Source organism: Pseudomonas umsongensis (assembly GCF_012647205.1).
Taxonomy (GTDB): domain Bacteria; phylum Pseudomonadota; class Gammaproteobacteria; order Pseudomonadales; family Pseudomonadaceae; genus Aquipseudomonas; species Aquipseudomonas umsongensis.
The window spans coordinates 5252294-5275620 of the sequence record NZ_CP051487.1; the positions used below are offsets into that span (position 1 = coordinate 5252294).

General features: G+C 60.1%; 17 protein-coding genes. 6 read left to right on the forward strand and 11 right to left on the reverse strand.

Annotated features, from left to right (window positions below; genetic code table 11):
• Positions 1 to 96: 96 nt before the first annotated feature.
• The 5 genes from HGP31_RS23610 to HGP31_RS23630 form a co-directional block, all read right to left on the reverse strand.
• Positions 97 to 1914, reverse strand: coding sequence for an ABC transporter ATP-binding protein (locus tag HGP31_RS23610; protein WP_033043105.1), 1818 nt, complete (start codon positions 1912 to 1914; stop codon positions 97 to 99).
• Entirely contained in the window at positions 1907 to 2509 is a 603-nt protein-coding gene (locus HGP31_RS23615; protein ID WP_173667180.1) for a DsbA family protein, read from the reverse strand. The genes HGP31_RS23610 and HGP31_RS23615 overlap by 8 nt, the downstream gene beginning before the upstream one ends.
• Positions 2510 to 2545: 36 nt before the next feature.
• Complete coding sequence (gene trhO, locus HGP31_RS23620; RefSeq protein ID WP_168758780.1) at positions 2546 to 3487, reverse strand: oxygen-dependent tRNA uridine(34) hydroxylase TrhO; 942 nt, start codon at positions 3485 to 3487, stop codon at positions 2546 to 2548.
• Between the two features lie 203 nt (positions 3488 to 3690).
• On the reverse strand, positions 3691 to 3990 hold the full coding sequence (locus tag HGP31_RS23625; RefSeq protein ID WP_020799992.1) for a BolA family protein: 300 nt from the start codon (positions 3988 to 3990) through the stop codon (positions 3691 to 3693).
• Between the two features lie 13 nt (positions 3991 to 4003).
• On the reverse strand, positions 4004 to 4525 hold the full coding sequence (locus HGP31_RS23630) for a DUF2059 domain-containing protein (protein ID WP_020799991.1): 522 nt from the start codon (positions 4523 to 4525) through the stop codon (positions 4004 to 4006).
• A 192-nt stretch (positions 4526 to 4717) separates the two neighbouring features.
• Here HGP31_RS23630 and HGP31_RS23635 point away from each other — a divergent pair, with 192 nt between their 5' ends.
• A complete protein-coding gene (locus tag HGP31_RS23635; protein ID WP_033043106.1) occupies positions 4718 to 6112 on the forward strand; it encodes a class II fumarate hydratase in 1395 nt (464 codons plus the stop codon).
• Between the two features lie 130 nt (positions 6113 to 6242).
• Here the strand turns inward: HGP31_RS23635 and HGP31_RS23640 are convergent, their stop codons facing one another.
• From HGP31_RS23640 to pap, 3 genes are all read right to left on the reverse strand, one after another.
• Positions 6243 to 7202, reverse strand: coding sequence for a DMT family transporter (locus HGP31_RS23640; protein WP_020799989.1), 960 nt, complete (start codon positions 7200 to 7202; stop codon positions 6243 to 6245).
• Positions 7203 to 7333: 131 nt separating this feature from the next.
• Positions 7334 to 8518, reverse strand: a complete 1185-nt coding sequence (locus HGP31_RS23645) for a thiolase family protein (protein ID WP_033043107.1) — start codon at positions 8516 to 8518, stop codon at positions 7334 to 7336.
• 105 nt (positions 8519 to 8623) lie between these two features.
• Positions 8624 to 10129 (reverse strand): polyphosphate:AMP phosphotransferase, encoded by a 1506-nt coding sequence (gene pap, locus HGP31_RS23650; protein ID WP_033043109.1) that lies wholly within the window; start codon positions 10127 to 10129, stop codon positions 8624 to 8626.
• A gap of 159 nt (positions 10130 to 10288) precedes the next feature.
• Here pap and mnmC point away from each other — a divergent pair, with 159 nt between their 5' ends.
• Positions 10289 to 12271 carry a bifunctional tRNA (5-methylaminomethyl-2-thiouridine)(34)-methyltransferase MnmC2/FAD-dependent 5-carboxymethylaminomethyl-2-thiouridine(34) oxidoreductase MnmC1 gene (gene mnmC / locus HGP31_RS23655; RefSeq protein ID WP_168758781.1) on the forward strand — a complete coding sequence of 661 codons (1983 nt, stop codon included), beginning with the start codon at positions 10289 to 10291 and terminating at the stop codon, positions 12269 to 12271.
• Between the two features lie 5 nt (positions 12272 to 12276).
• Here the strand turns inward: mnmC and HGP31_RS23660 are convergent, their stop codons facing one another.
• The gene (locus tag HGP31_RS23660; RefSeq protein ID WP_168758782.1) at positions 12277 to 17094 is read right to left on the reverse strand and encodes an NEL-type E3 ubiquitin ligase domain-containing protein; all 4818 of its coding nucleotides are present in this window, start codon (positions 17092 to 17094) and stop codon (positions 12277 to 12279) included.
• A gap of 296 nt (positions 17095 to 17390) precedes the next feature.
• On the opposite strand from HGP31_RS23660, the gene HGP31_RS23665 reads away from it, so the two are divergent.
• The 4 genes from HGP31_RS23665 (at position 17391) to HGP31_RS23680 (ending at position 22616) form a co-directional block, all read left to right on the forward strand.
• Positions 17391 to 19163 carry an N-acetylglutaminylglutamine amidotransferase gene (locus HGP31_RS23665; RefSeq protein WP_168758783.1) on the forward strand — a complete coding sequence of 591 codons (1773 nt, stop codon included), beginning with the start codon at positions 17391 to 17393 and terminating at the stop codon, positions 19161 to 19163.
• Between the two features lie 3 nt (positions 19164 to 19166).
• Entirely contained in the window at positions 19167 to 20912 is a 1746-nt protein-coding gene (ngg, locus tag HGP31_RS23670; RefSeq protein ID WP_168758784.1) for an N-acetylglutaminylglutamine synthetase, read from the forward strand.
• Between the two features lie 137 nt (positions 20913 to 21049).
• Complete coding sequence (locus HGP31_RS23675) at positions 21050 to 22240, forward strand: osmoprotectant NAGGN system M42 family peptidase (RefSeq protein ID WP_033043117.1); 1191 nt, start codon at positions 21050 to 21052, stop codon at positions 22238 to 22240.
• Positions 22241 to 22388: 148 nt separating this feature from the next.
• Positions 22389 to 22616 (forward strand): YheU family protein, encoded by a 228-nt coding sequence (locus HGP31_RS23680; protein WP_008060849.1) that lies wholly within the window; start codon positions 22389 to 22391, stop codon positions 22614 to 22616.
• Here the strand turns inward: HGP31_RS23680 and csrA are convergent.
• The gene (gene csrA, locus HGP31_RS23685) at positions 22605 to 22796 is read right to left on the reverse strand and encodes a carbon storage regulator CsrA (protein ID WP_020799981.1); all 192 of its coding nucleotides are present in this window, start codon (positions 22794 to 22796) and stop codon (positions 22605 to 22607) included. The genes HGP31_RS23680 and csrA overlap by 12 nt on opposite strands.
• 153 nt (positions 22797 to 22949) lie before the next feature.
• Positions 22950 to 23282, reverse strand: coding sequence for a YnfA family protein (locus tag HGP31_RS23690; RefSeq protein ID WP_020799980.1), 333 nt, complete (start codon positions 23280 to 23282; stop codon positions 22950 to 22952).
• Positions 23283 to 23327 lie beyond the last annotated feature (45 nt).

A 23327-nucleotide genomic window follows, 5' to 3' on the forward strand; every position in this document is an offset into this window, starting at 1 on the left:
GATCGCTACAGCTAGACTAGGGGGCCTTCCGCATCCCAGCAAGCGTCAACCCTCCTCCTCTTGCAGGAAAGTCCACTCGAGGTGCCTGGCACTGACTCAGTGCTGCTGCAAATGCCCATAAAGCTTGGCGTACAAACCACCATCGGCAATCAGCTGCTGATGGTCGCCATCCTCGGCGATCTGACCGCCGTCAAACACCAGCACCCGGTCGGCCTGTTTCACCGCGGACAAGCGGTGCGCAATGATTAACGTGGTGCGGTGGCTCAAGAACCGCGCCAGCGCCTGGTGCAGATTGTATTCGGTGGCGGCATCCAGGGCCGAGGTGGCCTCGTCGAGAATCACCACCTTGGGGTCGGCCAATACCATCCGCGCAATGGCCAGGCGTTGGCGCTGGCCGCCGGACAAGCGCACGCCGGAACGCCCGACGATGCTGTCCAGGCCATTGGGCAACTCGCGCACAGTGGTGTGCAGTTGGGCGATTTCCAGCGCTTGCCAGCAAGCCTCGTCGCTGCGCTCACGCCCCATGGTCAGGTTTGCGCGCACCGTGTCGTTGAACAGCGCCGGATGTTGCAGGACCACGGCGACATTTTCGCGCACGGTCTCCAGGCCGATCTCCTGCTGGGTCGAACCGCCGAAACGGATGGTCCCCGCCAGCGGCGTGTACAAGCCCAGCAGCAACTGCACCAGTGTGCTTTTGCCGCCACCGCTGGCACCGACGATCGCGACTTTTTCACCGGGAGCGATCGACAAATCCATCTGGTTCAAGACCAGTTCGTCGCCATAGCCGAAACTCAATCCCTGAACTTCGATGCCAACGGTTTCGCGACCTTTGAACGGGTCGACACCGCCTGGGTATTGCGGCTCATCAGCCCGGGCAAGCAGCTCGTTGATCCGCGATAATGCGCCGCCGGCGGCGTAATACGCGTACTGCAAATTCAGAAGCTGCTCGACCGGACCGATCATGAACCACAGGTAGCTGAATACCGCGAGCATCTGGCCGATGGACAGGTCGGAAAACAGCACGGTAAGCATCGCTGCAGCACGAAAAATATCGATGCCGAACTGGAACAACAAACCGCTGGCCCGGTTCGACGCATCGGTTTTCCATTGCGAGTTCACCGCATAATCGCGAACGTCCCGGGCGCGTCGCCCCAAACGACCGAGGAAAAAGCCCTGGCGGTTACCGGCGCGCACTTCCTGGATCGCGTCCAGGGTTTCGGTCAATGCCTGGGTGAAGCGCGAGGTGCTGTCGTTCTCGAGTTTCTTCAGGTGCTTGACCCGCTTGCCCAATTGCACCGTGGCGTAGATCACCAGCGGATTGAACAACAGGATCAGCAGCGCCAGCTGCCAGTGCATCCACACCAGAATGCCCGCGGTGCCGACCAGCGTCAGCATGGCCACCAGGAAACGACTGAGGGTTTCGCCGACAAACTTGTCCAGGGTGTCGAGATCGGTCACCAGGTGCGTGGTCACCGTGCCGCTGCCCAGGCTTTCGTATTCCCCCAGCGAAATACGCTTGAGGCGTTCGATCAGACGGATGCGAATACGGTAGACGATGTCCTTGGCCAAGGCGGCGAACAAGCGCGCCTGCACCACGTTGAACAGCAATGCCGCGCACCGCAGGGCCAGGGTCACCACCAGCATCAGGCCGATGTAGCCCGCGGCTTTCTGCCAGGCCTCGGGCAGCGCCAGGTTCATGATTTTCAGCGCGGCGTCGCCGTGCCCCAGCAACACTTCGTCTACCAGCAATGGCAGGAGCAAGGGAATGGGTACGCTGCACAGGGTCGCCAACACGGCTACACCGTTGGCGATCCACAGGGATTTCTTGTGATGAAGAGCCAGACGACGGATTTCTGCCCAGCTCAGCCGGTCGACACGTTTAACGGTTGGGGTGTCGTTGGCGGGATCATGCACAGGCGGCACGCTCCAGCCAGCGACCGAGCAAGGGGGACAGGACGCCAAGCGGCTGGTAGCCATTGGTCAGCAACGCCAATTGACCATTGCGTTCAGCCAGCAACGTCGGGAAACCGGCGATGCCCAGGTCCTGGACCCAGGTGAAATCGGCAGCCGTCGCGGCGTGCGTATCGGCACGGTCGAAAGCGGCGGCGAACTCGATGCGCGGCAGCCCGGCCTGTTCCGCCAACTCCACCAGAACGCTGGCGTGGGTGACATCGCGGCCTTCGGCGTAAAACGCATGCTGGATCAATCCCAGCAGCTTCCACGCGCAATCCGGTGCCAGGCCGCGTGCCGTCACCAACGCCCGGCAGGCCGGCTCGGTGTCATAGACGAAGCCGTCGGGCAACGCGCCGTCGAGCTTGAAGGGTTGCCCCGTGGCCTCGTTGACCGCCTGCCAGTGCTCCAGAATATAACGGCGGGTGGTCGGCTCCAGGGCCGAACCACTGCCGGTGCGCAAACCACCTACCACCAGGTGCACGTCCACGCCTGCGGCTTGCGCCTGCTCGACCAACGCGTTGGCCACCGGCGCGAAGCCCCAGCACCAGGAACACATCGGGTCCATCACATAGAGCAGGCGTGCAGACATGGTTCAGGCCTCGGTGGATGCTTGCTTGTATTTGTAGCCGATCGGGTGCGGCATGTTGCGTGCCTTGGCCAGTTCGATCTGCTTTTGCCGGTCGATGGCGCTGCGACGGGTTTTCTCGCTCAGCGTATTCCAGCAATGCGGGCAACTGATCCCGGCCACATAATGCTCGGAGGCGCGATCTTCGACGCTGACCGGTGTGCGACAGGCATGACATTGATCGTAGTCGCCTTCGCTAAGGTCGTGGCGAACCGTCACGCGGTTGTCGAACACGAAGCAGTCGCCCTGCCACTTGGTTTCTTCCTGAGGCACCTCCTCGAGGTATTTCAGGATGCCACCCTTGAGGTGGTAGACCTCATCGAAGCCCTCGCTGAGCATGTAGCTCGACGCTTTTTCACAACGAATGCCGCCGGTGCAGAACATCGCCACCTTCTTGTGCACGGCCGGGTCGAAGTTGGCTTTGATGTAGTCGGGAAATTCGCGAAAACTGGTGGTTTTCGGGTCAATTGCACCTTCAAAGGTGCCGATCGAGACTTCATAGTCGTTGCGGGTATCGATCAACAGGACTTCCGGATCGCTGATCAGCGCATTCCAGTCCTGCGGGTCGACGTAGGTGCCGACTTTCTTGTTCGGGTCCACGCCTTCAACGCCCAGGGTCACGATCTCTTTCTTGAGCTTGACCTTGGTGCGGTAGAACGGCTGCTCGTCGCAGTACGACTCTTTATGGTCGATGTCGTCCATGCGCGGGTCGTTCTTGAGCCAGGCCATCAGCCCGTCGATGCCTTCGCGGCTGCCGGACACGGTGCCATTGATGCCTTCTTCGGCGATCAGCAGCGTGCCTTTGATGCCGTTGTCGACCATGGCCTTGAGCAGGGGCTCGCGCATGGCGACGTAATCTTGCAGGGTGACGAACTTATACAGTGCCGCCACGACAATCTGTTGTGTCATGGGTAAATCTCCAGGTGGCTACCCTCGTAAGGGGTGAACCGGATGCGAAAAAAAACGCGCCGCAGGAGCGACGCGCTGAACATTCTAACAAAAATAACGCAATCCCTGTAGGAGCCGGCTTGCTGGCGATAGCGTCACCGCGGTGATTCAGCAGAACCGCGGTGATGCTATCGCCGGCAAGCCTGGCTCCTACAAGGGGGGTATCAGTGTTTGCTGCCACCGGCACAAGTCGGCGAGGCCGGGGCCGCGTCGATTTGCGCCCATTCCTCAGGCGTGTAGGTATGCAGCGCCAAGGCATGGAACTCGCCCATCAGCTCGCCAAGCGTGCCGTAGACCTTCTGGTGGCGCTTGACCCGGTTCAAGCCTTCGAACTGCGCACTGACCACCACGGCCTTGAAGTGTGTTTGCAAACCACGGCTGTGCATGTGGCTTTCATCAAGCACCTGCAGATACTCGGGCTGTAGCAAACCCAGTGTCGATTCAATGCGTTGTTGCATGGTCATTCCCAACTCCGGCTCAAGGCTTTTTCTTGGCGGGAGCGGCGCCTTTAGGCTCCAGCTCGGCGGTCATGTCAGCCAGCAGCTTGTTGACCACAGGCACCGCGCTTTCCAGCTTGGCCTGGGTCATCTGGGCCGACTGCTGGGTCAGCTGCGGCATTTTCTCCAGGACTTTCTTGCCCAGTGGCGACTGGTAGAACGCGACCAGGTCCTTGAGCTCAGACTCGGTGAAGTTGGTGGTGTAGAGCTTGACCATGTCCGGTTTCAGCTTGTTCCAGCCAATGGCTTGGTCCAGAGCAGCGTTGGCCTTGGCCTGGTAGGTTTCCAGTACGGCTTTTTTCGATTCGGGGGCTTTGGTTTGCTGGAAGCGCTGGGCAAACATCTGCTGTACTTGCATGTACACCGGAGTACCCAGTTTGTCGGCATGCGCCAGGGTCAGGAAAGCCTCGGCACTGGCGTTGTGGCTGGCGGTATCGGCAAAAACAGGGCCGCTGGCGCAGACCAGTGCAACCGCGGTACAGATGGCACGAAGACGAGTCATCGAGTTTCCTTTTCTAGCAGGCGAGGTAAAACCCCAAGGACGTCCATTCTGCGCCTAAAAAACTCTGTCGCTCAACCCCAAGCCTTGTCGCGCCTGATTTAGAGGGGTTGAATCAGCAGATTCCAGACTGATGGAACCACGGCCGGCGATCACGGCCTAAACTGCGCAATCAGACCTACAGGAGTGTGCATGATGAGCCGAATCGAAACCGACAGCCTGGGCCAGGTGGAAGTCCCGGATGAGGCCTATTGGGGTGCTCAAACGCAACGCTCGCTGGTCAACTTCGCCATCGGCGACGAACGGATGCCGCTGGCGGTACTGCACGCCTTGGCACTGATCAAGAAAGCGGCGGCACGGGTCAACGACCGTAACGGCGATTTGCCCGCCGACATTGCCAGGCTGATCGAACAGGCGGCCGATGAAGTGCTCGACGGCGAGCATGACGATCAATTCCCGCTGGTGGTCTGGCAGACCGGCAGCGGCACCCAGAGCAACATGAACGTCAACGAAGTGATCGCCGGGCGCGCCAACGAGCTGGCCGGCAACCCGCGCGGCGGCAAGTCCCCGGTGCATCCCAACGATCACGTCAACCGTTCCCAGAGTTCCAACGACTGTTTTCCCACAGCCATGCACATCGCCACCGTACAGGCGGTGCAACAACACTTGCTGCCGGCGATCAGTGAGCTGTCCGGTGGCCTGGCCGAGCTGTCAGCCCGCCACATGAAACTGGTCAAGACCGGCCGCACCCACATGATGGACGCCACCCCCATCACCTTTGGCCAGGAAGTCTCGGCGTTCATCGCCCAGCTCGATTACGCCGAACGGGCGATCCGCAGCGCGCTGCCTGCGGTCTGTGAACTGGCCCAGGGCGGTACGGCGGTCGGCACCGGGCTGAACTCCCCCCACGGCTTCGGTGAAGCCATCGCCGCGGAAATTGCCGCCCTGTCCGGCTTGCCGTTCATCACCGCGCCCAACAAGTTTGCGGCCCTGGCCGGCCATGAGCCGCTGACTTCACTGTCCGGCGCGCTGAAAACCCTCGCCGTGACGCTGATGAAAATTGCCAATGACTTGCGCTTGCTGGGCTCCGGCCCGCGCGCCGGCTTCGCCGAAGTGAAACTGCCGGCCAACGAACCGGGCAGCTCGATCATGCCGGGCAAGGTCAATCCGACCCAGTGCGAAGCACTGTCGATGCTGGCCTGCCAGGTCTTGGGCAACGACGTGACCATCGGCTTCGCGGCGAGCCAGGGTCACTTGCAGCTCAATGTGTTCAAGCCGGTGATCATCCACAACCTGCTGCAATCGATCCGCTTGCTGGCCGATGGCTGCAGCAACTTCCAGCAGCACTGCATCGCCGGCCTGGAACCGGACGCGGGGAAAATGGCTGAGCATCTGGAACAAGGGTTGATGCTGGTGACAGCGTTGAACCCGCACATTGGTTATGACAAATCGGCGGAGATTGCCAAGAAGGCTTACAGCGAAGGGCTGACATTGCGTGCGGCGGCGTTGCAGCTGGGGTATCTGACCGATGAAGAGTTCGATGCCTGGGTGCGGCCGGAGAACATGTTGGAGGCCGGGGCCAAGGGTTGAGTTCTTTAGTGCCTGATAGTCCGCTTTCGCGAGCAGGCTCGCTCCCACAGGTTTTGTGTCGACTGCAATATTTGTTACCGGCGCCAATCCTTGTGGGAGCGAGCCTGCTCGCGAAGAATGATAACGCGGTCTAACTGGCCGCCATGCGCACCTTGCGAGCCTTGAGCCCGGCCATCAACGAGGGCCCCAACGCCACCAATGCCGAACCCAGTACCACCAACACCGCCCCGCCGTAACCCAGGCCATTGATGGTTTCGGCGTGCACGTACTCCGGCCACCACCAGGCGGCCAGTGCCACTGCGCCAAAAGTAACCAAGGGTGTAATGGCCAGCGTCGCACTCACCCGCGACGCCTCCCAATGCGCCAGCGCCTCGGCAAAGGCGCCATAGGCGATCAGGGTGTTCATGCAGCACGCCAGCAACAGCCAACCTTGCAACGGGTTAAGTTGCAGGGCTTCCAGCGGATGCACCCAAGGCGTCAGCAACAGCCCGCAAAACAGGTAGATCACCATCATCACCTGCAACGAATTCCACACGGTCAATAACTGCTTCTGCCCCAGCGCATAAAATGTCCAGACCGTGGAGGCCAGCAACACCAGCAGCACACCGGCGGTATAGTCGCTCAACGAGGTCAGCAACTCACTCAGGCGCTGGTTGAAAAACAGCGCAAAGCCGATCAACAACACCAACAAGCCAATCCCCTGCCCCAGGCTGAACCGCTCCTTGAACACGAACACACTGGCGATCAGCAACATGATCGGGCCCATCTGCACCACCAGTTGCGCGGTGCCTGGGCTGAGCAGGTTCAACCCCATCAGGTACAGCACGTAGTTGCCCACCAGGCCAAGCACTGCCATCAGCACCAGCCAGCCGCCCCGTGGCCCGAGCGCTTTGCGGCTCGGCAGGCGCCCGGTCGCCGCGAGGTAAATGAACAGGCAGCCACCGGACACCATCAGGCGAAACCAGGTCACCGTGACCGGGTCCATCACCAGCAGCACCTGCTTGAGTTTGATCGGCAGGATTCCCCACAACAGCGCGGTCAGCAAGGCCAGCAACAGCCCATAAACCCAGCGACCCGATGAAATGTGCATGCGAACCCCAATCCGGAAACAAGTCGCACCATTCTAGGCGCTGTGCCGCGTCGCACACAGGGACAGTTACCACTTGGCCGCGAATGAAACTGTGCAGGTCGCAGCATGCCGCTGGCCAGTCGAGCAGGCGACTAACGTACCGCCTCGAACAACCCGGTAGCCCCCATCCCACCGCCTACGCACATGGTGACGACGCCGTAGCGCAGATTGCGCCGCTGCAACTCGCGAACGATATGCCCGACCTGACGCGAACCGGTCATGCCGAATGGGTGGCCAATGGAGATCGAGCCGCCATTGACGTTGTACCTGTCATTATCGATCTCCAGCCGATTGCGCGCGTACAGGCACTGCGAGGCGAATGCTTCGTTGAGTTCCCACAAATCGATGTCACCCAGGTGCAAGCCCTTGGCCTTCAGCAGTTTGGGTACCGAGAACACCGGGCCGATGCCCATCTCGTCCGGTTCGCAACCGGCCACGGTGAATCCGCGGAAGAACGCCTTGGGCTGCAAGCCCAGCGCCAGGGCTTTCTCCAGGCTCATCACCAGGGTCATGGAGGCACCGTCGGACAACTGCGAGGAGTTACCGGCGGTGACCGAGCCGTCTTCGAGGAATACCGGCTTTAACCCGGCCAGGCTTTGCAGGGTGGTATCGGGACGGTTGCAGTCATCGTGATCCACGACCCCTTCAAGAATCTGCACTTCGCCTGTGGCCTTGTCTTCAACCCGGTACTTCACCGGCATTGGCACGATTTCATCGTCGAACAACCCCGCCGCCTGTGCCTGGGCTGTGCGCTGCTGGCTTTGCAGTGCGTACAAATCCTGTTCTTCACGGCTGACGTTGTAACGTCGAGCGACGATTTCGGCGGTCTGGCCCATCGGAAAGTAGATGCCCGGCACCTGCTCCTTGAGCAGCGGATTGATCAGGTGATCGGTGTTGATGCTTTTCATCGTCAGACTGATGGACTCGACGCCACCGGCAACGATGATGTCGCTGCAACCGGAGGCGATCTGGTTGGCGGCAATGGCAATCGCCTGCAAGCCCGAGGAGCAGAAGCGGTTGAGGGTCATGCCGGCGACGCCGATGCCCAGGCGCGACAATACCGCGACGTTACGCCCGATGTTATAGCCCTGGGAACCTTCGTTGGAGCCGGCACCGACGATGCAGTCCTCGACACTGGCCGGATCGATGCCGGTGCGCGCCAGCAAGGCGTCGACACAATGCGCCGCCATGTCATCGGGACGGGTCATGTTGAACTTGCCGCGAAAGGATTTGGCCAGGCCGGTCCGCACGCTGTCGACGATCACCACTTCACGCATGGCATACCTCATTGTTGTTGTCGGTTGAGAGTGGATCGAGCATAAGCCCACCCAATAACCGACCGCGACAATCATTCACCTCGCGTATGCGCAACCATCGCCTGACTACTTGCCCTTGCGCTTGCCCGATTTTTCGAACGCCTCTTCCAGGGCGCGGTTGATGGTGCGCAACACCTTGACCCGCGCCCAGCGCTTGTCATTGGCCTCCACCAGCGTCCAGGGCGAGATCTCGGTGCTGGTGCGGTCGACCATGTCGCCGACGGCGCTGCGATAGTCGTCCCACTTTTCACGGTTGCGCCAGTCGTCTTCGGTGATCTTGAAGCGTTTGAACGGAATCTCTTCACGCTCCTGGAAACGCTCCAGTTGCGTCTGCTTGTCGATGGCCAGCCAGAACTTGACCACAATCACCCCGGCGTCGCTCAGTTGCTCCTCAAAGTCGTTGATTTCACCGTAGGCACGCAGCCAGTCGGCCTGGGAGCAGAATCCTTCGACGCGTTCCACCAACACCCGGCCGTACCAGGAACGGTCGAACATGGTGAATTTGCCCCGGGCAGGAACATGCCGCCAAAAACGCCAGAGATACGGCTGCGCCCGTTCCTCTTCGGTGGGCGCGGCAATCGGCACGATACTGTATTGGCGCGGGTCCAGGGCCGCAGCCACGCGGCGAATCGCCCCACCCTTGCCCGCCGCGTCATTGCCTTCGAACACTGCCATCAATGCGTGTCGGCGCATGCGTTTGTCCCGCATCAAGCCGGAGAACCTGGCCTGCTCGGTAATCAGTTGCTCTTCATAATCGCCCTTGGCCAACTGCAAGGTCAGATCAAGGCTGTCCAGCAGGCTCAATTGATCAACGCTGGGAAACACAGGCGCGACGTTGACTTTTTCCGGGTGGATTTGCGGTCGATTCAGGGCGTTCTGCAAGCCTTCGAGCAAAATCTTCCCCACCACCAGGCTGCGATAATGCGCATCCTTTCCGGCGATCACATGCCACGGTGCATAGTCGCGGCTGGTGCGCCGCAAGATGCGCTCGCCGTATTTCACGAAGCGATCGTAGGTTTCGGACTGCTGCCAGTCCAGCGGGCTGATGCGCCAGCTGTGCAGCGGGTCGTCGGCCAACGCCTTGAGGCGTGCCTTCATTTGTTTCTTGGAGAGGTGGAACCAGAATTTGAAGATCAATGCGCCTTCGTCGCAAAGCATTTTTTCCAGGCGTTCGGCGCCGTTGATGCCTTGATCGAACCTGGGGTCCTTGATCACGCCGTGAACCCTGGCCTGCAGCATCTGGCTGTACCAGTTGCCGAAGAAAATGCCCATGCGGCCCTGGGCCGGAAGCATCCGCCAATAGCGCCAGGCCGGTGGCCGCGCAAGCTCCTCGTCAGTTTGCTGATCGAAGGTGCGGACCTCGATCAGGCGCGGGTCCATCCATTCATTGAGCAACTTGACCGTCTCGCCCTTGCCGGCGCCTTCGATGCCGTTGATCAGGATGATCACCGGAAACCGGCTCTGCTGGCGCAGTTCGAATTGCGCTTCAAGCAAGGCTTCACGCAAGGCCGGCACTTCGGCGTCGAAAGTTTCTTTATCAATGGCGTGATCGATTTCAGCGGATTCGAACATGAGCGGCTCCCTGGCAGATGTGAGCAAGACTAGTGGATTGAGCTCTCCTGCGGGGGAGAAATCCCATTTTCATCGCATGGGTGATTGCAGGTCTTGCCATGGATCATGCCCCCTGCCGCGATCGGATAGAATGGCGACCTTGCCGTTACCGAGCCTGCCATGAAACCTGTAATGCCCCACGCCCAGATCGACTGGGACGAACAAGGGCTCCCGCGCTCGCGGGTGTTCGACGATGTGTATTTTTCCGACCTGTCAGGGCTGGACGAAACCCGCTACGTGTTCCTGGAACAGAATGCCTTGGGGGAGCGTTTCGCGGCGCTTCCAGCGGGCGGTCGATTGGTGATTGGCGAAACCGGGTTCGGTACCGGATTGAATTTCTTGTGCGCCTGGCAGTTGTTCGAGCAGCACGCTGCGGCCGGTGCACGGTTGCATTTTGTCAGTGTCGAAAAGTACCCGCTGAGTCTTGCCGACCTGCAACGAGCGCTGGCGTTGTGGCCGGAACTCAAGCCGTTGGCCGATCAACTGCTGGCGCAATACAGGGCGATCCACCAGGGCTTCCAGCGCCTGGTCCTGGATAACGGCCGCGTCACGCTCACCTTGCTGATTGGCGATGCACTGGCGTTGCTACCGCAATTGGACGCGCAGATCGACGCCTGGTTTCTCGACGGCTTCGCCCCAGCGAAAAACCCCGACATGTGGACCGCCGAACTGTTTGCCGAGCTGGCCCGACTGGCGGCGCCCGGTTCAACCATCAGCACCTTCACCAGCACGGGTTGGGTGCGTCGTCTGTTGAATGCCGCCGGGTTCAAAATGAAACGAACGCCTGGCATCGGCCACAAATGGGAAATCCTGCGCGGCACCTTCCTCGGCTGGCCTGCGGAAAACACGGCACCCGCTGCGGCGAAACCCTGGTTTGCCCGCCCGGCCTCGCTCACCTTTGAGCGTCGCGCGCTGGTGATCGGTGCCGGGTTGGCCGGTTGTGCCACGGCTGCCAGCCTCGCTGCTCGCGGCTGGCAGGTGAGTCTGCTGGAACGTCACGATGCGCTGGCGCAGGAAGCCTCGGGCAATCCCCAGGGCGTGCTGTACCTCAAGCTTTCCGCCCACGGCACAGCGCTGTCGCAATTGATTGTCAGCGGCTTCGGTTACACCCGGCGCTTGCTTGAGCATTTGCAACGGGGCGTTGACTGGGACGATTGCGGCGTCTTGCAACTGGCCTTCAATGCCAAGGAAACCGAGCGTCAGGCGCAATTGGCGACGGCGTTCCCCAGTGACTTACTGCACACACTCGATCAGGCACACGCCGAGGCTCGCGCCGGTATCGCACTGCCATCGGGGGGCCTGTTTTACCCCGAAGGCGGTTGGGTACACCCGCCTGCGCTGTGCCAATGGCAGGCTGGGCAATCGAACGTTGAACTGCTAACCCATCACGATGTGCTGGAGCTGCGCCGCGTGGACGGCGGTTGGCAAGCGTGGGATGGCGACAGCTTGTTGGCCGACGCACCCACCGTGGTGCTGGCCGGTGCCGCCGAGATCAAGCGATTCACCTACAGCAGCGAGTTGCCGCTCAAACGCATTCGCGGACAAATCACCCGTTTGCCCCAAACGACCGAAAGCCGGACGCTGAATACCGTGGTGTGCGCCGAAGGCTATATCGCGCCGGCACGCCTGGGCGAACACACGCTGGGGGCGAGTTTCGATTTCAACAGCGACGACCTGACCCCGACCACTGCCGAGCATTTGGGTAACTTGCAGATGCTCGAAGAAATCTCGCTGGATCTGGTCGCTCGGCTCGGTGCGCACACCTTGCAAGCCGATGAACTTGAAGGTCGTGCAGCGTTTCGCTGTACCAGCCCGGATTACCTGCCGATTGTCGGGCCACTGGCCGACAGCCAGGCATTCGCCGACGCCTACAGCGCCTTGAGCAAGGATGCCCGACAAACCCCGGACATCCCTTGCCCCTGGCTGGATGGCTTGTACGTCAATAGCGGCCACGGATCGCGAGGACTGATCACAGCGCCACTGTCAGGCGAATTGATCGCCGCGTGGCTGGATAACGAACCGCTGCCATTGCCCAGGACCGTCGCCGAGGCTTGCCATCCGAACCGTTTCGCCTTGCGCCGATTGATTCGAGGCAAGGCGTAAAGCGATCAATCCAGCGCAAAGCAAGTCCTTGACTCGTCAGCTTCCATGGCCGCCTCGGTCAGACGCTTCAACAAAGCGGCCTCGGCGTTGTGCAACTCATCGGCGATGCCGTCGACTGTGGCGCGATAATCCGCACCCAGCGTTGCCTCGTTTTCAAAGGCCGTTTCCATCCGCACGTGAAAGGGGGCGGTCAGGTCGGTGAATTGTTTGCCATGTTGCTGTCGCAAAAAGTCGCTCCAGAACGTACGGCCAGTGATATAGGTCGATAGCTCAGGTGAAATTTCCGCGGCAAGGACTTTGTTGTAGGCCAACTCCAGGTCATTTGCCTTGACGCCACTGAGCGATGCATAACGCATGTGCTGGGGCTGGCCGACCAGGTCAAGCCTGTCGGCCAGGCCGGTGCGATAAGCCAACTCCACTTCCACCGCATCGAGTGCTGGATTGACCTGGGACTTTTCCCGAGCAATTCTGGAAAGGTAATCCAGGCGAAACAGACTTCGCCCGAGTCTCAATAACCGAGCGGCCTGATCATGGGCGTTGGCGGACAGCCGAACCACCCTGTCAATTTCGACGGCGACCTCGAGATTACTGAAGATCGTCGCCGCGTCATCAGCGCAATGGGCCTTGACTGCCATTGACAGCAATTGAGTACGTAATGCCGAGTGAGCCTGGGTCGCCTCAATGACACTCCAGACCCGCCGGGTCATGTCTTCATTCACATAACGGCTATCGGCCGAATTTCCAACTTCTGCCAGCAACTCAAAGAATGCTTTCGATCCGGGTTCGTGCTTCAACGCCAGCCAAGCACGATTACGACTGGCATAGGTCTCTTCAACCAGTTTGGGCATCCACAGGTCTCGAGCCCTTTGATCATTGAGCACAGCGGTATCATTTGGCAGCAGCCCCATCCCGATGCCCGTACGAACATGATAGGCCGCAAGCCTCGTTCGGCTAGACGCGGATACGGGGTTATGGCGCAAGTTGATCGCCAGGGCGAATCGCTGAGGGAGTTGAAACAGCAACTCCGGCAGTTCCCGAATCAGGTTTCCCCGCAGGTCCACAAAGTCCAGATACGGCAAACGGGAAAGTCCGACAGGCAATTCCGTCGCATGAGTATCGCGCAGTAACAGCTCTTTCAGGTTCAGCATTTTGCTGATGTCAATCGTGGCCCCCAGGCGATTGCCATTGAGCCCCAACGCACGCAAATTGCGCATGTCCGCCAGTTTGCGCAAGGTGTGTTCGGTCAGCTGTATCTGATTATCCTCCAGGCTCAAATGCCTGAGATCGGGCATGTGCGACAGCACTTCAGGCAATCGTGTGAGCTTATTGCGGTCCAGTTTCAGAGTGACCAGCTTTTTAAAAGGCTTGAGGAAGTACGCCAACTCATCGCCAGCCTGCATGTCCTTGACGGAAAGACTGCGCACATGGGCGACATCTTGCTCGGTCAGCGTCGGCAATGGGCCTACAAAGTTGCGCTCCAGCGTGAGCGTTGTAGAACCCTGAGTGGACCATGCTATCCGGCGCCAGCATCGTTCGATGGCATTGGCCACCTGTCGACGGCTGACACGGATGTCATTGAGCTGCCCCGGCAGTTTCTTCATTGCCACTTCATCGTCACGCCAGGCGTGCAGCACATCGAGCAGTTTTTTCAGTTGCAGCTCCAGCGCCTTGATTCGATTCACCCGCTGCAGCTGGGTAGTGCCGGCGCTGTCGAGAAACACCGAAGCCTGGGCATCGGAGAACAGTGGATAAAGCTTTTTGACTTTACGAATCAAGCCCCTTGCATAAGTGCCCGCAGCGGGAGGATCTGCCAGTACACAGGCAGCCAGGTGTTTGGGAGTATCACTGCGCTCTCCCCGTAACACGCGCCCGGTACGCGCCGGATCGCCGGCGCCGGCCTTCGACAGTCTTGAACGAAGAGCACGGACGTCCTGCACACCATCGCCCGTGAGCCCCATGCGAGTGCGCTGGGTGGCTGGCAAAGCGTCAAGTATCGACGTGACCAGCGTGTCGCTCATCAACGTGGAGGAAAAATTGCCATTGGTTTGAGTGACCTGGTAGCCGGTGGGCGTCTTTACAATGATACCGAGCGACTCTGCATCCACTGCACCGACGCTGTCCAGCAAGGTGCCGGTTGCTCGCCCCTGTCGCACTTCAAGCCGACAGCTTTCATCCCAGCCGTGCACCCTTTCCATCAGCCAGAGCGTCAGTCTGTTGGTATCGGCATTAGCCAAATGCGGCAGGTGTAACCCGGTGAGCGCACGGTCCTGCCTGAGCAGTGCCTGTGCCTCGCTGACCTGCCCCGCGAGATCCATGCCGAGGATCTTGCGGTCACGCAGAAAGCTGCGATCGTTGCCAGAGGCGTTATCCAGCAATTCCTGGCGCACGCGAACGGGAAGGTCTGCGGCGTGTTCACCCAGCGTCGCAACGTCACCGGTGGCGGTGCCGTCCCAGGTTTTATAGAGCCAGTCAAACAGCGGTTGGCGATTACTCTTGAGGCTCGTCGCGATCTTCTTCGCCAACAGCTGCGATTTCGATTCCGTGGTTGTGCTTGCGATGATGCCCTGCACCTCTGCCGGATAGAGACCACCGATGACTTTGTCGAGCAGTTTCCCAGACTCCAGATCCGACTGATAAACAAGCACGCTGTTGACGTTTTCATCCTCGTGTGGCCCTGTCTCGGGGAAGCGGGACACTACCAGGTCCGCCTCGTCGCGCACTTCGATGAAGCGTTCCGCCGGCCAGCCTGGCAACCTCGGCAGTGTATGCAGTTGCTCCTGGATGAAGTCCTTGTTTGCGCTCTCTCCCTCTTCCATTGCCGTGACCATCGCAGTGATGCGCCGGTCAATCCTGAAGCGCTCGACACAGTCCTTCAGCCGCTGCGGTAACTTGAGGTTGCTTTGATGAAGCTGGTGCAACGTGTCAGGCGTCATGTCGATGATGTCGGCAATCGCTTCCAGATCACTGCCCAGATCACTCAGGCGCGGATCCGTGCGCCCCAATGCATAAGCACCGTCGTGCCACTCGTGCGCGTGCTCATGAACATGCCGCCAGCCCCCTTCCACATTTCGCTCGACGGCAGGCGCGAATGCGTCGGTGCGCACAGGATGATTGAGCGTCCATGCCGATCCGGCGGCGTTGCGGGTGGCTCGATAAGGAACTCCCTCGATGACGATCGACGTCTGCCCGGCATGCCGGTAGAGGCCTTGCACATCAGGTTGCGCGCCGATTGGCAGAGTCGTGGTCTGTTCATAGGTGTCGAGGTTGGGCTTCCACAATCTGGCTCGACCATCAGCGCAAGTGACGGCCTCGAAACCGTCGAAGAATGCTCCCTGCTCCTTTACGCCCTTACCGATAGTGGTCGCGATAATTTTCCCGCCGACGGCAAACGCTGCCAACTGCGCGACGTTTTCCACAACGCTCAGCAAATGGGACAAAGCAGCGGTCCGCTCTCCGTGCGTCCACTCAACCACGCCTTCATACACTTCACTGATGATGTCGACGACAGCCGTAGCCAGCATGAACTGGCCGATCACCGGTACAAAAAAAGCGGCTGCGTTCAACAGCAGAAGACCACCATCGAGCAATGCCTGAAGGTTTTTTTCCCGCTCTTGCTCATCGACGTCTGCAGTCGGCACCGCAAGCATTCGTGCATTTTTTTGAGTCGTACTGACAAAAGTGCTGAAGAAAAAATCACCAAGGCAAGTGTCGCCAGGCGCGGCAACGAGTGTGCCCAGGGTCTTATCCTTGTCAAACTCGGTAAAAAAACCGGTTTTATCCTGGCCATGCAGGTACTGCTCGGCGAAAGACTTTCTGTAGCTTTTGCTTTGCAAGTGGAGGGTCAGGTAGACCTTGAAGTCATCCAGCGAAGCGTATTCATACAGCGGTCGTCGGGGTTCGTTCGGCATGTAAACCACACACCGGGCCTTCGGCTCGGTATCGATGGAGACTTTGCTGAAGACCAGTGCCCCACAGATGCAGGCGTCATGAATCATCAAGCCCTGCCACTGCACAGGCCCACCATCGAATAGCACGCCGCTGGCTTGAGCTGCCGGGAGATCCTGATCGATCACACTCAGCAGCATCGTGTAGGCAGCGGCAGTGATGTCCTTTTTCAGGGAGGCCATGTGCAGGGCGACGCGCATATCCAGCATCTTCAGCCGCCGGATATCCGCGATGCTGGGCCGATCATCGGCAGGCGCATCATTGGCGGGTCTGGGCGGCAAGGCCAAAGCCTGGTCAATATGGCGCTGATAGCGGGCGCCCAGGTCGAGCTCACGCGACAGGGCGGCGAATTTTACAGGGATGATTTCAGCGCCTGATTGGGCTTGTTCATTGATGCGTATAACCGAGTCCGCTGAAAAACCGCCGCTCGTGGCTTCCTTAGCCGTAAAGTTTTCCATGGCGGCCTGAAGCAAGCTGCGTGATGTGGTGGTTACTCGACCAGCGGATCCGAAGACGGGGAGCACGCCTGTGGACGTGTACAGTGTTTTCGTAATGTCCAGCATGTCCCGCTCGACGTCGAAATCGACCGTCCATTTACCCTTGAGGAATGCGGTCAGTTGCTCTTTGCAGAATTCGTCCAGAGGCTTGAGCTTTTTGAGCGCCTCCGTGACCTTGCCCTGGGTAACAAAAGACTGCTCGAACGCCGCCTTCAAAGCCTGCACCACGCTCAAATCCGCGGTTGCCAACCAAGGGGCGATAGACGCTTGCAGCACTTGCGCCTTGTCCAGGTCGCCCGTGTGTTCCAACAAGGCTTCGAGACGTTGTGCCGATGTCAGTGGCACCGCGACGGGGGCGGGTTTGGAAGTCGTAGCCTGCATGAGCAATATCCTTATTGCGTTAAAAGACGCTCAGTTTAGGAAGCACCGCAGGCAATTGATAATTCGAATACCGGGTTGGATCGCCCCCCATCCAAGCAGCTACTTCTATGCATCCCATCAATAGTTACCGCCACGGCCAAGAGCGTTTCTGCCGTGCCTGCCATTCGTCCCGCAATTCCTTCTTATAACTTATCGTTCTAAAACTCCCACAAGCGAGGCGGGTCAGTTTCTGAGTACCTGCCCTTCTGGCATGGTGCGGATTGACCCTCCCCAACGGAAAAACCGGTAAGGAATTTATGTGCGGATTAGCTGGCGAGTTACGTTTTGACAATCAACCTGCAGACCTTGCAGCCATTGAGCGAATCACCCATCACCTGGCGCCTCGAGGCCCTGACGCCTGGGGTTTTCATAGCCAAGGGCCGATTGCCCTGGGCCATCGTCGCCTGAAAATCATGGACCTGTCGGACGGCTCGGCACAGCCGATGATCGATACCCAACTGGGCCTGTCCCTGGCCTTCAACGGCGCGATCTACAACTTCCCGGAGCTGCGAAGCGAACTCGAAAACCTCGGTTATGCCTTCTATTCCGGCGGCGACACCGAAGTGTTGCTCAAGGGCTACCACGCCTGGGGCGAAGCGCTGTTGCCCAAGCTCAACGGCATGTTTGCCTTCGCTATCTGGGAACGCGACGCCAAGCGCCTGTTCATCGCCCGTGACCGTCTCGGTGTGAAGCCGCTGTACCTGTCGCGCACCGGCCAGCGCCTGCGCTTCGCTTCGGCTTTGCCAGCGCTGCTCAAGGGCGGCGACATTAACCCGATTCTCGATCCGGTGGCCCTGAATCATTATCTGAATTTCCATGCCGTGGTCCCAGCGCCACGCACTCTGCTGGCCGGCATCGAAAAACTGCCACCGGCGACCTGGATGCGCATTGACGCGGATGGCCGAACCGAACAGAAAACCTGGTGGACCCTGCCCTACGGCCCACGTGCCGACGAGATCAATCTGACGCTCGAGGACTGGCGTGACCGCGTACTCGACAGCACCCGCGATGCGGTGGCGATTCGTCAACGGGCGGCGGTGGATGTTGGCGTGCTGCTGTCGGGTGGTGTCGATTCGAGCATGCTCGTCGGCCTGTTGCGTGAAGTCGGTGTGGAAAACCTGTCGACCTTCTCCATCGGCTTCCAGAATGCCGGTGGCGAGCGCGGTGACGAGTTCCAGTATTCGGACTTGATCGCCAGGCATTACGGCACCCAACACCATCAATTGCGCATCGACGAAAAAGAGATCATCGAGCAACTGCCCGCCGCCTTCCGCGCGATGAGCGAGCCGATGGTCAGTCATGACTGCATCGCTTTCTATCTGTTATCGCGCGAAGTGGCCAAGCATTGCAAAGTGGTGCAAAGCGGCCAGGGTGCGGACGAACTGTTCGCCGGGTATCACTGGTATCCGCAAGTGGATGGCGCAGCCGATCCCTACACGGCGTATCGCGATGCGTTCTTCGACCGCAGCTACGAGGACTACGCCGCCACCGTCCAGCCGAAATGGCTGACCGCGAATGACGCCGCTGGTGACTTCGTGAAGGAACATTTCGCACAACCCGGCGCCGATGCATCGGTGGACAAGGCCTTGCGTCTGGACAGCACGGTGATGCTGGTGGATGACCCGGTCAAACGCGTCGACAACATGACCATGGCCTGGGGCCTGGAGGCGCGCACGCCGTTTCTCGACTATCGCCTGGTGGAATTGTCAGCCCGGGTGCCGGGCAAATTCAAACTGCCTGACGGAGGCAAGCAAGTCCTGAAGGAAGCGGCGCGCCTGGTCATTCCAAGCGAAGTCATCGACCGCAAAAAAGGTTACTTCCCGGTGCCGGGTCTCAAGCATTTGCAGGGTGACACGCTGAACTGGGTACGTGAATTGCTGCTGGATCCGAGCCAGGATCGTGGCCTGTTCAACCCGGCGATGCTCGACCGCTTGCTGACGGACCCACAAGGCCAATTGACTCCGTTGCGCGGCTCCAAGCTGTGGCAATTGGCGGCGCTGAACCTGTGGCTCAGTGAACAAGGAATCTGATCGATGAAACCTCAAGCCACGGCGTATAACCAACGCTTGTTACGCGGTCAGGCGCCTTCTTACGAACGCTTGCAGGCACGCCTGGCCGAAGACGGCAGTGAACTCAGTACTGCGCCGATTGCCGTGCATTGCGGCTGGGGCCGGTTGTTGATCGGCCATACGTTCCCCGACCCGACGAGCCTTGCCCAGGCGTTGCTCAATGAACGACCGGGTGAGCGCGACATCGCCCTGTATGTCGCCGCGCCCCAGCAAGTACTGGGGCTGGAGCCGGCCCAGTTGTTTCTCGACCCCTCCGATACTTTGCGGTTGTGGTTCAGCGATTACCGTCAGGCGACCCGCGTGTTTCGCGGCTTTCGCATTCGTCGCGCGCAAGGCGATGCCGACTGGCAGGCGATCAACCAGCTGTATCAGGCACGCGGCATGTTGCCGATCGATGCCAGCTTGCTGACCCCCCGTCATCTGGGCGGCCCGGTGTACTGGCTGGCCGAGGACGAGGACAGCGGCGCAGTCGTCGGCAGCGTCATGGGCCTCAATCATCACAAGGCGTTCAACGATCCGGAACACGGCAGCAGCCTCTGGTGCCTGGCCGTCGATCCGCACTGTTCGCGGCCCGGTGTCGGTGAGGTGCTGGTGCGGCATCTGATTGAACACTTCATGAGCCGTGGGCTGAGTTACCTGGACTTGTCCGTGCTGCACGACAATCGCCAGGCCAAAAATCTTTACGCCAAGCTCGGTTTTCGCAACCTGTCGACCTTTGCGATCAAGCGCAAGAACGGCATTAACCAGCCGTTGTTTCTCGGTCCCGGCCCTGAAGCCAAGTTCAACCCCTACGCGCGGATCATCGTCGAGGAAGCCCATCGTCGCGGCATCGATGTGCAGGTCGATGATGTCGCGGCGGGGATGTTTACCCTCAGCCACGGCGGACGGCGGGTACGTTGCCGCGAGTCACTGACCGACCTGACCAGTGCCATCAGCATGAGCCTGTGCCAGGACAAGAGCCTGACCCATAAAGCGCTCACGGCGGCAGGCCTGAACCTGCCCGCGCAGCAACTGGCGGGTAACGCCGATGACAACCTGGCGTTTCTCGACGAACACCAGCGAGTGGTGGTCAAGCCACTGGACGGTGAACAGGGGCAAGGCGTGGCGGTGGATCTGCAGACCATCGAAGAGGTCCAGAACGCCATCGAAGCCGCCCGTCAGTACGACAGTCGCGTGCTGCTGGAAAGCTTCCATGAAGGTCTCGACCTGCGAATTCTGGTGATCGGTTTTGAAGTGGTCGCTGCGGCGATTCGACGGCCCGCCGAGGTGGTGGGCGATGGCCAGCACTCCATCGGCGCGCTGATCGAAGCCCAGAGTCGACGGCGCCAGGCGGCTACAGGCGGCGAAAGCAAGATCCCGCAGGACCCTGAGACCGAGCGCACCGTGCAGGCAGCGGGCTACGACTACGACAGCATACTGCCGCCGGGCGAGCACCTTTTCGTGCGGCGCACGGCAAATCTTCATACCGGTGGGATTCTCGAAGATGTCACCTCGATGCTTCATCCCACGTTGGTGGACGCCGCGGTGCGCGCGGCGCGGGCGCTGGATATTCCCGTGGTCGGACTCGACCTGATGGTGTCTGCCGCCGATCAACCGCAGTACGTATTCATAGAAGCCAACGAGCGCGCCGGACTGGCCAACCATGAACCGCAGCCGACGGCCGAGCGGTTTGTAGACCTGTTGTTTCCGCACAGTCAGCCGGCCGTGTAGCGCCCGATCGTTGCCATGCTCTGTGTGGCAATGCAGCCCGGGACGCTCCGCGTCCCTCAAGAGCCGAACGCAGAGCGTCCGTTGATTCATTCCTTTGCTGCGCGTGAAAACGATCCCTCAACTCATCAGGAGTTTCCATGACCCGCCAATACCCGGAACCAGACCTGACCTACCTGCAGAAAGTCCTGCTGGAAATGCTCGCCATTCCCAGCCCCACCGGCTTCACCGACACCATCGTGCGCTATGTCGCCGAACGGCTCGAAGAGCTGGGCATTCCCTTCGAGATGACACGTCGCGGCACCATCCGCGCCACCCTCAAGGGCAAGAAAAACAGCCCGGACCGCGCCGTTTCCGCGCACCTGGACACCATTGGCGCCGCCGTGCGCGCCATCAAGGACAACGGCCGCCTGACGCTGGCCCCCGTGGGTTGCTGGTCCAGCCGTTTTGCCGAAGGCAGCCGCGTCAGCCTGTTTACCGACAACGGCGTGATCCGTGGCAGCGTGTTGCCGCTAATGGCCTCCGGGCACGCGTTCAACACCGCCGTGGATGAAATGCCAATCAGCTGGGACCACATCGAATTGCGCCTGGACGCTTATTGCGCGACCCGCGCCGATTGTGACTCGCTGGGCATCAGCGTCGGTGATTTTGTCGCCTTCGACCCGCTGCCGGAGTTCACCGAAAGTGGCCACATCAGCGCTCGTCACCTGGACGACAAGGCTGGTGTCGCGGCGCTGCTGGCCGCATTGAAAGCGATCGTCGACAGCGGCGAAGAGCTGGCGATCGACTGTCATCCACTGTTCACCATCACCGAGGAAACCGGCAGTGGCGCCGCGGCGGCATTGCCCTGGGACGTCAGTGAATTCGTTGGCATCGACATCGCGCCCGTCGCTCCCGGCCAGCACTCCAGCGAACACGCGGTGAGCATTGCGATGCAGGATTCCGGCGGGCCGTACGACTATCACTTGTCGCGCCACCTGCTGCGCCTGGCCAGTGACAACGAGTTGCCCGTACGCCGCGACCTGTTCCGCTACTACTTCAGCGACGCTCACTCGGCGGTCACCGCCGGCCATGACATCCGCACCGCCCTGCTCGCCTTTGGCTGCGACGCCACCCACGGCTACGAACGCACCCACATCGACAGTCTCGCCGCCCTCAGCCGCCTGCTCGGCGCCTACATCCTCAGCCCGCCGGTGTTCGCCAGCGACGCGCAGCCGGCCAAAGGCTCGCTGGACCGGTTCAGTCACCAGATCGAACACGAGACGCAGATGGAAAGCGATACGCGAGTGCCGTCGGTGGATAGCCTGGTGGGCCAACGCAGCGACATCTAACGAAATGCGATCCAGTAGGAGTTGCCGCAGGCTGCGATCTTTTGATCTTAAAAAACAAAGATCAAAAGATCGCAGCCTGCGGCAGCTCCTACTGGTGATGTGGTCATAACCGCCGTAGCATCTCGTCATTGATTTGACCGAGGTGCCTATGCTGATTCCACACGACCAACTTGAAGTCGATACCCTGACCCGCCTGATCGAAGATTTCGTGACCCGAGACGGCACCGACAATGGCGATGACACGCCGCTGGAGACCCGTGTATTGCGTGTTCGCCAGGCATTGATCAAGGGCCAGGCCCTGATTGTCTTCGATCCGGAGAGCGAGCAGTGCCAGCTGATGCTCAAGCATGACGTGCCCAAGCATTTATTCGACTGATTTTTTGTCTCGCGAAAGCTTGCGCTGGATTCGCTCGTAGATCTCGCTGCGGTGCACATTGACATGGTTCGGGGCTTCGATGCCGAAGCGCACGTTACCGCCATTGACGGCAATAATGCGCACTGAAATGGTGTCACCGATGGAAATCATCTCGCCGACTACACGACTTAGTACAAGCATGGCTTTGGTCCTTCAGGGTTACCGGGCCTTGAAGATGCCCGGTGCACGACGGGCCTACAAGACAGCCACGGTAATCCAGACCAAACCTACAGCCACGCGGCTGCCTTGCTGAAGGAAATGCCTGACACGCCGCCTTAATCAAGGGCCGCTACGTCAGGAGGCCGAGAAGCGCGGGCCAAACAGGATAACGCTTGCCCCGATCACGCACAGTGCCACGCCTAGCCAGTCGGAACCCAGTGGACGAATCCGCTCGACCACCGCCAGCCAACCAATCGAAGCAATGATGTAGATACCGCCGTAAGCGGCATAGGCACGGCCTGCATAAGTCGCCTCGATGCGCGTCAGCAACAACGCGAACAACGTCAGGCTGAGTAACGCTGGCACCACCCACAAGGCACTTTTACCCTGGCGCAGCCACATCCAGAAGGCGAAGCAACCGGCGATTTCGAACAACGCGGCGAGGAAAAACCACAGGTAATTGAGCATGCGAACGTCTCGCGAGGATGGCCGATGGCGGCCACCCTAACGAGG

Coding starts and splice junctions, on each gene's coding strand:
- HGP31_RS23615 (WP_173667180.1), bottom strand. CDS start 2,509: ATGTGTTCCTGGTGCTGGGGCTTCGCGCCGGTGGCCAACGCGTTGGTC.
- csrA (WP_020799981.1), bottom strand. CDS start 22,796: ATGCTTGTACTAAGTCGTGTAGTCGGCGAGATGATTTCCATCGGTGAC.
- HGP31_RS23635 (WP_033043106.1), top strand. CDS start 4,718: ATGAGCCGAATCGAAACCGACAGCCTGGGCCAGGTGGAAGTCCCGGAT.
- mnmC (WP_168758781.1), top strand. CDS start 10,289: ATGAAACCTGTAATGCCCCACGCCCAGATCGACTGGGACGAACAAGGG.
- pap (WP_033043109.1), bottom strand. CDS start 10,129: ATGTTCGAATCCGCTGAAATCGATCACGCCATTGATAAAGAAACTTTC.
- HGP31_RS23625 (WP_020799992.1), bottom strand. CDS start 3,990: ATGACCATGCAACAACGCATTGAATCGACACTGGGTTTGCTACAGCCC.
- trhO (WP_168758780.1), bottom strand. CDS start 3,487: ATGACACAACAGATTGTCGTGGCGGCACTGTATAAGTTCGTCACCCTG.
- HGP31_RS23665 (WP_168758783.1), top strand. CDS start 17,391: ATGTGCGGATTAGCTGGCGAGTTACGTTTTGACAATCAACCTGCAGAC.
- HGP31_RS23640 (WP_020799989.1), bottom strand. CDS start 7,202: ATGCACATTTCATCGGGTCGCTGGGTTTATGGGCTGTTGCTGGCCTTG.
- HGP31_RS23675 (WP_033043117.1), top strand. CDS start 21,050: ATGACCCGCCAATACCCGGAACCAGACCTGACCTACCTGCAGAAAGTC.
- ngg (WP_168758784.1), top strand. CDS start 19,167: ATGAAACCTCAAGCCACGGCGTATAACCAACGCTTGTTACGCGGTCAG.
- HGP31_RS23680 (WP_008060849.1), top strand. CDS start 22,389: ATGCTGATTCCACACGACCAACTTGAAGTCGATACCCTGACCCGCCTG.
- HGP31_RS23660 (WP_168758782.1), bottom strand. CDS start 17,094: ATGCAGGCTACGACTTCCAAACCCGCCCCCGTCGCGGTGCCACTGACA.
- HGP31_RS23645 (WP_033043107.1), bottom strand. CDS start 8,518: ATGCGTGAAGTGGTGATCGTCGACAGCGTGCGGACCGGCCTGGCCAAA.
- HGP31_RS23630 (WP_020799991.1), bottom strand. CDS start 4,525: ATGACTCGTCTTCGTGCCATCTGTACCGCGGTTGCACTGGTCTGCGCC.
- HGP31_RS23690 (WP_020799980.1), bottom strand. CDS start 23,282: ATGCTCAATTACCTGTGGTTTTTCCTCGCCGCGTTGTTCGAAATCGCC.